The following is a 13,180-nucleotide window of genomic DNA, read 5'->3' on the forward strand; positions in this document are numbered from 1 at the left end:
CTTTTATGTTGCCTTCTTAATGAGAATGAGCAAGCTTTAATTTTTCTGTTTTATTTACTTCTCTTTTTAACCTTGTATCCAAGGCTAAGGGAGCAGCAATGAATATAGATGAATAGGTACCAGCCACTATACCCACCAACAAGGCAAAAGAAAAAGCTCTTAAGGCTTCTCCTCCAAAAAGAAAGAGTATTACTACCACTATTAAAGTGGTGAGTGAGGTAATAAGTGTTCTGCTTATGGTGCTGTTAATGGCCTTGTTGAGAATAGCAGGTTCCAGTGTCTTTTTGGTGGAATTGCCCCCCAACTCTCTGATCCGATCAAAAATAACTACGGTGTCATTGATAGAGTAACCTACTATGGTTAACATGGCAGCAATAAATACTTGGTCGATTTCAAAAGAGATGTTAAAGAGTTGTGCCAGGGAAAAAGCTGAAAGCACCACCAGTACATCATGAAAAAGGGCAAATACTGCTCCAAATCCAAAAGAGAGATTCCGGAATCTAAAAAGAATATAAAGGAAAATCATCACTAGGCCGGCCATAACGGCTTCCATGGAAGAGGCTTTTACATCATCGGCAATGCTTGCCCCGACCTTGGAGTAGCTGACAATTGTAAAACTCTGATTATTCAGTCCTTCTCCTGTCTCGTTGAAATGTAAATTTAGCTGTTTCTCAAGGCCATTTACCAAAGCCTGCTGAACTTGCTCATCCGCTTGCTCAGAGTTTTCATCGATTAAATAGGAAGTTGTGATCTTCAGAACATTAGAAGAACCAAATGTTTTTACTTCCGTGGGCGCATCTTGAAAGGCATCACCAAGCTCAGACTTAAGCTGGGATGCTTCTATTTTATCGGGAAATTGTACTACGTAGGATCTTCCTCCTTTAAAGTCTACTCCAAGGTTAAGTCCACCCTGGAACAGGAGGCTAACCATACCGATAATGATGAACAGTGTAGAAAAGCTGTAGGCCATTTTTCGTTTGCCAAAAAAGTTAAGGTTGGGCTTCTTAAACAATCTTCTTGAAATAGCCGAAGCAAAGGAAATATTTTTCTTTTTGCTTAGGCCTTCCAAAAACAACCTTGAAATGAAGACGGCGGAGAAAAGAGAGCAGATAATACCAATCATTAAGGTAATAGCAAAACCTTTAAGTGGTCCTTGACCCAACCAATATAGAACTACTCCTGTAAGGAAAGTTGTGAGGTTGGAATCGATAATGGAGCTGTAGGCTTTGTTATATCCTTTAGCAATGGCTGCCTTTTGACTAAGCCCTTTATTCAATTCCTCTTTAATCCGTTCAAAAATCAACACATTGGCATCAATGGCCATACCAATGGTAAGGACAATCCCGGCTATGCCAGCCAGTGTGAGAGCCGCATTTAACTGGGCCAGGATGCCGAGGATAAAAAACACATTGAAAATCAAGGCCAAGTTAGCAATTACTCCCCCTTTGGAGTAGTAGGCGATCATAAAAATAATAACCATAGCCAGACCCGCCACAATGGAAATAATGCCTTGCATTTGAGCTACGTGGCCTAAGGTGGGGCCAATGATGCCTTCTTCAACTATGGTAAGACGAGTAGGTAAAGCACCGGCCTTTAGGATATTTCCTAAATCTTTGGCTTCTTCAATAGAAAAGTTTCCTGAAATAGAAGAAACACCCCCAGGGATTTCGGATTGCACCACCGGTGCGGAATAGACGTTGTTATCCAGCACAATAGCAATTCTCCTTCCTAGGTTTTCTGCTGTCAGTTTTTGCCACTTTTTACTTCCATTGGCGTTCATTTTCATACTAACAGCAGGTCGACCTTTCTCATCAAAATCTTGATGGGCATCGGTAATGACTTCTCCATCCAGAGCTGCCATACCGTTTCTTTCCTTTTGAACGGCATATAATTCTGTTAACTCCACTCCATTAGGTAATTTCTGAATAGGTTTAATAGCCCAAAGAAATTTTAAGTTGGAAGGGAGTAAGGCCTTTACCTCAGGTTTTTCCAAAATGCTGTTGATTTGAACAGTGTCTTTGAGGTTATAAATTAGTCCGCCTTGGGATTGTAAAAGACTCAGTAGGGGAGACAATTCCTCAGAAGTATTACCATTGTTAGCCGTTAAATCCTTTTGCCCCTGGCTTAACTGATTGGCTAAATCATTGTCTTGTATGCTATCTTGACTATCATTTGTATTGATATCATGGTCTACATTTGCTTTTTTCTCCCTTATCAAAAGGGAGTTTATAGCTTGTAGAGAAGGGGCATACTCTTGCATTTCTGCCACCCGGTAAAAGGAAAGATGGGCAGCGTTTTGCATGAGGTTTCTGATCCTTGCTGGATTATCTGCACCTGGCACTTCCACTTGTATTCTTCCTGTGCCTGGCAATCGCTGAATATTGGGCTGTGAAGTGCCAAAACGGTCCATTCGATTTCTGAGGATATTGAAGGATCGATCCACCGATTGTTCTATCTCCTTGTCCAACATCTTTAGCACTTCTTGGTCTGAAGACTTGAAGTCAATCTTATCTTTATTTTGGGAATTAGCAAAAATCTCATTCAATTGACTTTCTGGGGCTTCTTTCTTAAAAGCCGTATAAAATAAAGTTGTGAATTTTTGATCTGAATTTTTTGCTTCTTTTTCGGCAGTAGAAAGAGCATTCCGAAAGCGTACATCTTTACTGTGGGCGCTTAAATTCTCAAGAATATCGCCCGGCATCACTTCTAGAGTCAAATGCATTCCTCCCTGTAAATCCAGACCTAAATTGAGTTCAGTTTCCTTTACTTCCTGATAGGTGAAAGGGACCCCCAAGAAATGGTAAACTGGGGTTTTCCAGATGGAATCTAAATAATTTTGTTTTTGGGTATAATCAATTGTACCATCTGCCTGTGTGGCATAAGTAACGGCCTCTTTTTGAACTTTTCTTGAAACATAAGTAAAAGATAAATAATAGAGACAAAGCAGTGATATGATCACTGTTAATGTTAGAATTGCACCTTTATTTCGCATGGGTGTAGAGTAAAAAGTATTGAAATAATTTTTTTGAAAGACATGCGAGGCTTATCCTGTATTAATAAGCAAATAGAGGCAAAGGATTAACCCTTTGGTTGGAAGCACCTTTATAAAGGAAATCCCTGTTTTGTGGAACCACAAACTTTCCTTTTAAAATCTATTTAAGGTGAAACAACACCTTTAAGAAAATTTAAAAGAGTAATGAATCATTTGTCTTCCGGGATATAAAAAATTCCCGAAAAGATGAAAGTTTTCAAACGGTGCTTGATTCAAATATAAAATTTCAGCAATTCTTTTTTTGAATAGCAATCTGTTGGTCCCACAAGTTGAACCTCTAAAGGCATGTCAAGAAAAAAAGGAAAGGTGCTAGGGGGCATTAGGCTGTACAATTAGCCTGAAAAGGGTTTTGAAAAGCCTTTGGTGCATTAAAGGGGGGCTATTGTAGCTCTTTAATGGCTGGGCTTTTACCGCAGTAAAAAACTTTGGAATAAGTAGGATATAAAAGCTTTGAATTGGATGAATATCCAATTCGGGAACTGTGACATCATTATAATGCAGATCCTTATTACTCGTAGCGCAGAGTTTTTCTATTGCCTGATTTTGACTTTCCTGATTTTCAAAATCAGCATGTTGCTGGACAGAAGACATGAACAGCATGCCTATCCAAAGCGGCAACAAATACATTGCGAAAAGCCTGAACTGCGATATTTTTAACTGGATTCTCATTAAAACTTAATGCAAATCTAAACAGATGAATTTATAATTTAATATGTTTGAACTAATATTTTTAAAAATGTTGTGATTTTAACCAGTATCATTAATTGGTAAAACGTCTTTGACTTTAGGATTAGTGTAAAAAGATCTTTTTAAAGATTTTATTTAGGCATGAATCGGCTAATTATTATGCAGGGGTCACTTTTGTCGTGAGTCAGACCTTTATTTGAATTGTTAAGAGCAGAATTGTTTAATTTTTGAAGGTTTAATAGTTTTGAGGGACTTTTAATCCTTGATTTCTCATAAGGATATGGACCTTGGGTCCGAATTATTTTTTTAGAGATGGCCTTAGCCTCTAATCTAATTTGATCAGTATGCAAGAAGCAACCTATGGGCAATGGACTATTGTCATTCTTTTCTTTGTTGTCCTTTTCTTTATTTCTCCCAAGGCAAAAAATATGGGGGAATTTTTTCTTGCATCCAAAGACGGTCGTTCTCCTTCCTTTTTGATGTTGACCAGTAGTTTAGTTATTTCCTGGATTTTTGCAAAATCTATCACCAATGCAGCTAATTTAGGCTTTCAATCTGGTATTGTGGGAGGGATAGCCTATGCAGCTTATTATTTATCTTTTTTGGTCGCTGGCTTGGTGATTTATCAAATGCGGGTAAAAGGGAATATAAAAAGTATTCATTCTTTTCTGGAGCGGAAATTCGGGAAAAGTTCGCTGCTAGTTTTTTCTATTTTAATTGGTATACGGTTGTTTAACGAAGTGTGGTCCAATACCATGGTGATAGGATCATATTTTGGAGAAGCTGGGACAATCAATTATTATTTTGCCATTTTATTATTTACAAGTTTAACCTTGGCCTATACTCTCAAAGGAGGGTTGAGTAGTTCCTTTTTTACGGATGCTATTCAGATGACTTTATTCGGTTGTCTCCTCTTTTTAATTTTGGGACAACTCCTACCAGCACATGTCGGTGAAATTCTGCCAGAAATTAGGGGAGAAGGCTGGGATGTTGTTGGAGGGTTTAATCTACTAGCTGTAGCGCTTCTACAAGTATTCAGTTATCCTTTTCATGATCCTGTATTGACCGATAGGGCGTTTATTGCTTCTCCAAAAGTTAGTTTGAATAGCTTTTTGACCGCTACAGGGGTAGGTGGTTTATGTATTCTTTTATTTAGTTTTGTGGGGGTCATTGCTCGATCGAAAGGCTTGGAGGGAGATCCTGCAGTGGAAATTAGTAGCACTTTTGGAATAGGAATGATGTTAATGATGAATTCCATTATGATAACTTCTGCGGCCTCTACTTTGGACTCAGCCTTTGCTTCTTTTTCCAAATTGACGGTTATGGATTTAGGATTAAAAGAAAAGTCTAACCTTTCCATAGGACGTTGGGCCATGGTTTTATTAGCGATGTTAGGGACTATACCTGTATTTTTAGGTCCAGAAATTTTGTCGGCCACTACCATTAGTGGATTAATGGTAATGGGGCTGACCCCTGTTTTTATTTGTTGGAGAACCCAGGTGCCAAAGGTTTCGTTTCATTTGTCTGTAGGAATATCCCTCTTACTTGGGATTTTAATGGCCCTGGGCTTAATTCCTTCTTTTTTAATATTTTTTAAGGGAAAATACGGGGATCTACTATCAATCAGTTTGATTTCCCTGATACTTTCTTTTTTATTCTTTTTTATCCCAAAATGGATCTTCAAATCAAACCAAAAGTTAAAGATCTTGGCAACCTTTCAGGAGAAGTTTTAGTCTTTGGAGGGGTTTATAGTAATTTTCAGGCTTTGGAAGCCTTCTACCAAATTGCCAAGGAACGAGGGGTGCCGGCAGAAAATATTATCTGTACAGGGGATGTGGTGGGGTATTGTGCCCAGCCGGAAGAATGTCTTCAATTGGTGAAATCTTGGGGAATTCATTGTATTGCTGGAAATGTGGAACTGCAATTGGGAAGTAATGCCGAGGATTGTGGTTGTGATTTTAGGGATGGTTCCCGATGCCATACTTTTTCAAAGCAATGGTACCCTTATGCTGTAAGCCAGCTTTCAAAATCGTCTCTAGAGTGGATTCAGACTTTAACAGACCATATCCGTTTTACCTTGGGAGGGAAGACTTGTTATGTAGTACATGGTTCCTATGGGAAAGTGTCTGAATATATTTTTGCCTCTACGAATTGGGAGGTAAAGAAAAAGGTTTTTGAGGAAAGTCGGTCGGAAGTGATATTGTCGGGGCACAGTGGACTTCCTTTTAGTGAAGAAAGAGGGAGAAAGATGTGGGTAAATTCCGGAGCGATTGGGATGCCTGCCAATGACTCTACTCCCAGGGTTTGGTATCTTTTATTGTCGGATTTGGATAAAGGCCTTTCCTTTAATCATCATCATTTTGATTACGACCATTTCAAGGCAAGCGAACTTATGTTAGAAAAAAAGTTGCCTCAAGCTTACGCTAAAACACTTTTGACCGGATTGTGGGATAATTGTGAAATTCTTCCTGAAAAGGAAACTAAACAACAAGGAGTTTCTCTTTGTTTTTGAAATTAAATGAATTGATTTTGAGTTGTTTATGAGTGTTTATCTAAAGGAGTACTTGATGGTTGAAGGGGTGTGAAAGTTAAAAGTTCCAATATCTATAACTGCTTTTTAAGAACAACTCAAAGTTGAAATTTTACGCCTGGATTAAAAGTAAGACAGCAGACATTTTTTTAGTGTTTGTTGGTGTATTTTTATCCAGCTCAATTTGAAAACATATTTAAGCACTATTATTTGAAAGCTTCTCTAAAAAATACAGCCATTTTAATTTTTGCTCGTTCTGCTGCGGAGGAGGCCAGGAATAAGACGTTTGTAGAGGGAAGCTCAAAGCAAAACCTAAGGATTTCTCAATTTTTGTTGAAACAGGTGCAGCGAACAACAAGAGCAACTGGCTTGCCTTTTTTTCATTTGAATGAAAATATTCAGAAGGGGGACACTTTTGGTGAGCGATTGTTTAATGCCTGTCAGATTGTTTTTGATAAAGGTTTTGGGCGTGTAATTGTATTGGGAAGTGATTGCCCAAATATTACTCCAAAAGTTCTTATTGATGCTGCCATTGCTCTGGATAATTATTCTTTGGTTTTGGGCCCTTCCAAGGATGGAGGAATTTATTTGCTGGCTGCCGATCAGGAAATCTTTGATAAGAAGCATTTTCTGAATATCGATTGGGGAAGCGATCAAGTATTTAGCCAACTTTTGAGCTGGAGAAAGGATAATCGTTCATATTGTTTGCCTTCTTTTGAAGATATTGACCAGGCTGCTGATTTGCATCGACTTTTTAGGCATATTCGAATTCCGTACAACTTGTTGAAGTTATTAGAAGCATTTTTTTTGAATAAGGACTTTATTAATGCTTTCGAAGGATTTTTCAATAGGGGCATTAAATCGTCTCATTCTTTTGGTTATCGAGGCCCACCTCTTTTCCCATCAAGTTTCCCTAACTTTTTTAATTTCAATGACAGATAGTATTATTTACAATGGTATGGTCCAGAAAATGGTTAATGGTCTAATCATCTAATGGGAGTAGACAAAATGTTGTTTGATGAATAGGAAGTTGGGTAATTCTAAACTTCTTAAAATCTTCTGCTATGGATTTTGCTTCTTCCTTTTTCCAATACCTATTGAAATTAAGAGGTTTAGTAATCCATCCTTTATCAGTTTGGGATGATCTGGAATATTTTAGTTTTCTTTTCTCATCCAAAATTGTAAGAAAGTAGGGAATGTGTAAATGTAACTACTATTAAAAAATTAATTCTAGCGAAAATATTAAAGCAAAATACTATGAGTGATTCCTATTATAATAAAGAAGACCTGGGGAAATTTGGAGAGATCTCCGAATGGCAACCAGAATTAGGTAAGAAGTTCTTTGATTATTACGCTTCGGTTTTTAAAGAAGGAAGCCTCTCCGCTCGAGAGAAGGCCTTGATTGCCCTGGCAGTGGCACATACCATTCAATGCCCGTATTGTATTGATGCCTATACCAAGGATTCTGTTAAAAGGGGCATAGAGGAAGAAGAAATGATGGAAGCTTTGCACGTGGCAGGAGCTATTCGTGGAGGAGCCAGCTTGGTACATGGTGTCCAAATGATGAATAAGGCAAAGGAGCTATTGATGTAAAAGTAGTTGAAGCCAAATGATGCATTACTAGCAGGAGATATTTGATTCCCGTTAGTAATGCTTTTGAAGGGACTAATTAACTTAATGTAAATGAAATCATTAAAAGCTCAAAAGCATCAGTTGTCTCAGACGGAAGCTCAGTTGGCCCTATTGGGAGATAACAAGAGTATTCAAATACCTTCTTTTAAAGAAAAATTGAAAGGATGTGATTTATTTCCCCTAAGACCCACCCAAATTGAGGTGCTTCAAATAAATTTGGGCAAGATGTGTAATCAGGTATGTAAGCATTGTCATGTAGATGCGGGGCCTGACCGGAAAGAGATCATGAGTCGGGAAACCATGGAAGCATGTCTTCAGGCCTTAAGGAATAGTGATATTCGAACCGTAGATTTGACAGGTGGAGCCCCTGAAATGAACCCTCATTTCCGATGGTTTGTAGAGCAACTTCATCGACTGGGGAAACACATTATTGTTCGCTGTAATTTGACCATTATCGTAGCTAATCCTAAGTATAATGATTTGCCTGACTTTTTTAAGGCTCATGGTGTGGAAGTGGTTTCATCCTTGCCATACTTTTCTGCCCGCAGGACTGACAGCCAAAGGGGAGAGGGAGTTTTTGAAAAATCAATACGCGCTTTGAAAATGTTGAATGCTGTGGGATATGGGAAAGAAGAAAGTGGATTGATCTTAAATTTGGTGTATAACCCTTCCGGAGGCTTTTTACCCGCTGGTCAGGAGGAGTTAGAAAAACAGTTTAGGCAAAAGTTGGATAGGGGTTATGATGTTGCTTTTAACAGCCTATTTGCCATCACCAATTTGCCGGTAAGTCGGTTTTTAGATTATCTGGTACAGTCGGAACAGTATGAAACTTATATGCGGGAATTAGTAAGTGCCTTTAACCCACAGGCTGCAGCGGGCGTAATGTGTCGCAGTACAATCTCCGTGGGTTGGGATGGATATTTATATGATTGCGATTTTAACCAAATGTTAGACTTAAAAGTGGCAACCAGGGAATCCCAACATATCAGGGACTTTGATGCAATTGCTTTAAAGGGACGAAATATATTGATCAATCAACATTGCTTTGGCTGTACAGCAGGTGCTGGCTCCAGTTGTGGGGGGGAGACTGTGTAGGGTATTTGTTTAAAAGTCTTTCTTGGTTTTTGAGTTTGAAGTTATTTTTGCTTTGAGGGATGATTAATTATTGGGCATACAATAATAACTTGGGTTAATTCATCATATCAAATTCAGGAACTAAATTTAATTTGAGAACTAATCCAACCTAAATAAAATTGAAGGTAAAGTGTAAAACAATAGCTTCTGGACTTTATGCATTGGGTTAAATATGTATTTTAAAAATGAATTGAAATGGAAAAGTAAAAATATTAAGACCAAACCATTTTGGCTACCAAACAAAAGAGGGTTGGAATAAGGAAAAAGTATCGTTTTGCCCCATTTAAGGACTTTCAGTTAATTTTAAAATTAACCTTTGAAGTTTTAATTATTGGAAAGGTATTTCCATTTCAAAAATGGTCAACTTTGTTAAAATGTCCACCAATCTTAGTTATTTTTAATATAGCCTTAGGAGAGAGGTTCTTAGCAAAAGTTGAGCCTCTTTATTTCCTTCATTTAGTAGCTCTTGAAAAATGAGAAGGATACAAGAGCAATTAAGATATGGCAATCCGATTTTAGAAAAATAAAGACGAATAATGGAAAAAAATCTTTTACTGAAGCATATTTCAAACTACATAAATTTATCCCCCAAAGAAAATGAAATTCTTCTTTCAAAGGTTAATTTTAGAAAATACTTAAAGGGACAATATGTTGTCCAAGAGGGAGACATTTGTAAGTATCATAATTTTGTCCTTGCAGGATGTCTAAAGTCATTTTATATGGACCCAGAGGGGAATGAACATATTATTTCCTTCGCAATTGAAAATTGGTGGACTGGGAATCTAGAGAGCTTTGTAAGGCAGGAACCATCAAATTATAATGTGCAATGCATGGAAATTTGCGAATTAGCTCAATTTTCATATAAAAATCTAGAGATCTTATATCAAGAAATACCCAAATTGGAGAGGTTTTTCAGGATTAAACTTCAAAATGCCTATATCTCTTATCAAAAAAGAGTTTTTGAAAATATTAGTTTGCCGGCAAGAGAAAGATACCTTAATTTTAGAAAACGCTACTCCCAAATTGAATCCCGTGTTCCCCAATACATGATTGCATCTTATCTTGGGATTACAGCTGAATTTCTCAGTAAAATAAAAAAGGAACTACAGAAGGAGAATATATCTTAATATAGTTTAAGATAATGTCTTAAACTGGTTCATTTTTCTTCATAGTTAAGAGGCCGATCTTTGCTTTAAATGAATTTAGAAACTAAAATTTAAAGTTATGAATGGCAAATTAACACATTCCTATTTCCTTCTATTCTTGCTTATTTTTTCGGCCTGTACTGATGATGAAGATCCAGTAAATTCTGATGAAACCCTTTTGTATGAGGAAATGATTAATGCAATAGGCGGTTCTACTGCAATTGAGAATTCTGGCACAATTAGTTATCAGGCAGTAGGTGAGGCGTTTGAGTTTCAGGAAGATCCCGAACCCATTAATGGAAAGGTAGCGGATTTTTCGTACAATTTAATCTATGATTTGAATGGAAAGCAATCAAAACAAGAATGGTCTATTCAAACAGACTATGCTTTCGAAACCGATTTAAATTTTGTTGAAACGATTAATGAAAACCAAGGGAGAAATGAAGGGATAAATGGATTTTTCTCCCAATACTTTGCGGGGTTTGGTGTTTCAGGTGATCCCATGTTCTCCACCAAGTTAGCGGCTCGTAAAAAAACTTTATTGATGTCATCCCCTCTTGCTATTCTAAAAATGATTTCATCAAACAAGATTCAAGGTGGGAAATCTGATGTCATCAGTGTTGGATACAATACCTCCTCTTTGGGGTTGGGTAGTTCCACCCCGGATGTTGAATTGGTAATTGATCCCAAAACTTATTTACCATTAAAAGCGCAGGTCCTTGAAAATGACCCATTATATGGGGATGTTTTGTATGAGGTAGTTTATGGGGATTGGATAGAAATAAACAGTATTAAATATCCAACACAATTAACTCACGTATTGGATGGGTTTACAATAAGGACGGAAACATTAAGTAATTTGGAAGTAAACCCTTCTTTCGATCCTTCAGAATTGACTGTACCAGAGGCCGATTGGGCTTATGATGAAAATGAAGCTAAGTATGGATCTTTGTCTTCCCAGTTTCATTTTAGAATGTTAATGGTAGGATTTATGGAAGATTTTCCCGTTGAATTCACAGATGCAACCTCTCAATTAGCCTTACCTTCAGAACTGGTTGCTAATGATAATAAAGTATTTCGGGTATCTGGAGATTTTCAATCTCATTATACTTATGCTTTTCAAATAGATGGAGGAATTTTATTATATGATTCCCCATTGAATAACAGACGCTCTTCAGCCGTATTAGAAAAAGTTAGAAGTGGATTTAGTTCACTCCCAATTTCCTATGTAGTAAATTCTCATAATCATTTTGACCATGTAGGTGGTTTAAGAGGGAATTTAGCTGAAGGTGGAGAGTTAATAGTTGGTGCTGGTTCAAAAGAAAGTTTTGAAAATATTCTTAATAAGCCTTATACCGTACTTCTTAATCCCATTGCTGGAAGAAAAGTAAATGTGTTAGGTGTTGAAGGTGAGATGGTTATTGGGTCCGGTGATGAACAAATAATTTTATATACTATTCCGACGGAACATGCAGAAGGTGAAGATTTTATCATTATCTATAAACCGTCCACCAAAACAATATATTCTACTGATTTGTATAATGCCGGGTTTGGTTTTGTTTTTGATAATTTAGGTACTACAAATCAGGAAAGAATGAGTAGATTGGCTAAAGACCTGGTAGAATTTGTAGATTTCAAAGGTTTAGATGTGGAAACGGCCTATACCACCCATGGTTTTACCAATCAAGATTTTGACTTTAATACCGTTAGAAACTTTGCAGGATCTTAAATTAAAAAAAGAACTGATTTTACGTACTTAGGGAATTTTAGCTCAAAATAGGACTGTCTAATTTTCTGTTTTTAGTTTCCTTTCCGGCTTTGTGCGTAACAGGGGTAATAAAATTCATGTAGTTATTCATTTAAAACTTTTAACATATGCCCTTTTTTCAATCTCTAAGTACGGAAGACCAAGTTCCACATGCCTTTCAAAAATTTAATACTGGCATAGAAAGACCTTTGTTAGAATTGCAGGAAAAAATAATGCGATCAAAGGACTCTCCCTTAAGTGAGGGACAGAGAGAGTTCATTGCTGCCTTTGTTTCGGCTACCAATGCCTGTGGTTATTGCGCTGGTGCTCATTCCGCTGCAGCCCAAGAATTTGGTGTGGAGGAAAGGCTTTTAACTTCTATCTTAGAAGATATTGACTCAGCAGAAATAGAAGATAATTTAAAGCCCCTGTTTAAATACGTCAAAAAATTAACGCTAGAATCTGCAAAAATGGTGCAGGCTGACGCAGATGCTGTATTCCAAGCAGGTTGGTCAGAAAGAGCCTTGTACGATGCTATAGCGGTTTGCTCTCTTTTTAATTTTATGAATCGATATGTAGATGGTTTGGGACTCAGTGTTAATCCAGGCCAATTCGCTAAGGAAGGGAAAATGTTGAAACAGGGATACGACAGGGCTGACTTTCTAAAGTTGAAGTAGAATGTCATCTTCTCCCCTGAATTTAAAGATTTTAGTGGGAGCTTAGGGAAGGTTCTTTAAGTTCGGTTTCTAGCCTCAATTCTATTGGGGACCACGTTATTATGGGCATTCCACCCTCGGCTATTCTCATTAGCCCGTTGACTCTGTGGTTGAGTTGTAAATAGTGATTGCTGGAGAATGGGCCAGTCAAGTGAGATGTCAAACCATTATAGCATTGGCAAAGCGAAACCAACCTCTCTTTTCGAGAGCGTTTTTATCCTGCAAGATGGATAGAAAAAATACAAGAGGGTATCGAGCCCTCCTGTATTTTTTCTATCCATCTTTATCCAATCTTCTTATTAAGGAGAGAAAATGGAATTTTTTTAAAGTAAACTTTTGGCTTATAAGATTTTTCCAATTTGGGTAAATAGATACATGACCATTATTTTTCCTGTGAAAAAAAAGAATTGATTGATTTATAACTTTTCTTGGTAATTATTTTTTTCTTAAAAAAAATAAAAAGATGTCAAAATGTAATTAATAAGCTAGATATTGAATATTATTTTTGTATTATTTCAAGATTGATCTGCTTCATGA

The 13,180-nt window shown here is 37.2% G+C and carries 10 protein-coding genes; 8 read left to right on the forward strand and 2 right to left on the reverse strand.

Going from position 1 to position 13,180, the window contains the following annotated elements:
* Positions 1-16: 16 nt before the first annotated feature.
* Positions 17-2,992 (reverse strand): protein translocase subunit SecDF, encoded by a 2,976-nt coding sequence (gene secDF / locus E1171_RS18245; RefSeq protein ID WP_155207496.1) that lies wholly within the window; start codon positions 2,990-2,992, stop codon positions 17-19.
* Between the two features lie 369 nt (positions 2,993-3,361).
* On the reverse strand, positions 3,362-3,721 hold the full coding sequence (locus E1171_RS18250; protein WP_155207497.1) for a hypothetical protein: 360 nt from the start codon (positions 3,719-3,721) through the stop codon (positions 3,362-3,364).
* 362 nt (positions 3,722-4,083) lie between these two features.
* Here E1171_RS18250 and E1171_RS18255 point away from each other — a divergent pair, with 362 nt between their 5' ends.
* From E1171_RS18255 to E1171_RS18290, 8 genes are all read left to right on the forward strand, one after another.
* Entirely contained in the window at positions 4,084-5,472 is a 1,389-nt protein-coding gene (locus E1171_RS18255; protein ID WP_155207498.1) for a sodium:solute symporter family transporter, read from the forward strand.
* Positions 5,412-6,251 carry a metallophosphoesterase family protein gene (locus E1171_RS18260; protein WP_155207499.1) on the forward strand — a complete coding sequence of 280 codons (840 nt, stop codon included), beginning with the start codon at positions 5,412-5,414 and terminating at the stop codon, positions 6,249-6,251. Before E1171_RS18255 ends, E1171_RS18260 begins: the two co-directional genes overlap by 61 nt.
* A 228-nt stretch (positions 6,252-6,479) precedes the next feature.
* On the forward strand, positions 6,480-7,211 hold the full coding sequence (locus E1171_RS18265; protein ID WP_187696528.1) for a TIGR04282 family arsenosugar biosynthesis glycosyltransferase: 732 nt from the start codon (positions 6,480-6,482) through the stop codon (positions 7,209-7,211).
* 315 nt (positions 7,212-7,526) lie between these two features.
* Positions 7,527-7,862: an arsenosugar biosynthesis-associated peroxidase-like protein gene (locus E1171_RS18270; protein ID WP_155207501.1), complete on the forward strand. Its 336-nt coding sequence runs from the start codon at positions 7,527-7,529 to the stop codon at positions 7,860-7,862.
* 90 nt (positions 7,863-7,952) lie between these two features.
* Positions 7,953-8,996 carry an arsenosugar biosynthesis radical SAM (seleno)protein ArsS gene (gene arsS, locus E1171_RS18275; protein ID WP_155207502.1) on the forward strand — a complete coding sequence of 348 codons (1,044 nt, stop codon included), beginning with the start codon at positions 7,953-7,955 and terminating at the stop codon, positions 8,994-8,996.
* A gap of 575 nt (positions 8,997-9,571) precedes the next feature.
* Entirely contained in the window at positions 9,572-10,162 is a 591-nt protein-coding gene (locus E1171_RS18280; RefSeq protein WP_155207503.1) for a Crp/Fnr family transcriptional regulator, read from the forward strand.
* A 97-nt stretch (positions 10,163-10,259) separates the two neighbouring features.
* The gene (locus tag E1171_RS18285; protein ID WP_155207504.1) at positions 10,260-11,909 is read left to right on the forward strand and encodes an MBL fold metallo-hydrolase; all 1,650 of its coding nucleotides are present in this window, start codon (positions 10,260-10,262) and stop codon (positions 11,907-11,909) included.
* Positions 11,910-12,055: 146 nt separating this feature from the next.
* Positions 12,056-12,604: a carboxymuconolactone decarboxylase family protein gene (locus tag E1171_RS18290; RefSeq protein ID WP_155207505.1), complete on the forward strand. Its 549-nt coding sequence runs from the start codon at positions 12,056-12,058 to the stop codon at positions 12,602-12,604.
* Positions 12,605-13,180: the final 576 nt, after the last annotated feature.

It is taken from the genome of Xanthovirga aplysinae (assembly GCF_009711365.1).
Taxonomy (GTDB): Bacteria; Bacteroidota; Bacteroidia; order Cytophagales; family Cyclobacteriaceae; genus Xanthovirga; species Xanthovirga aplysinae.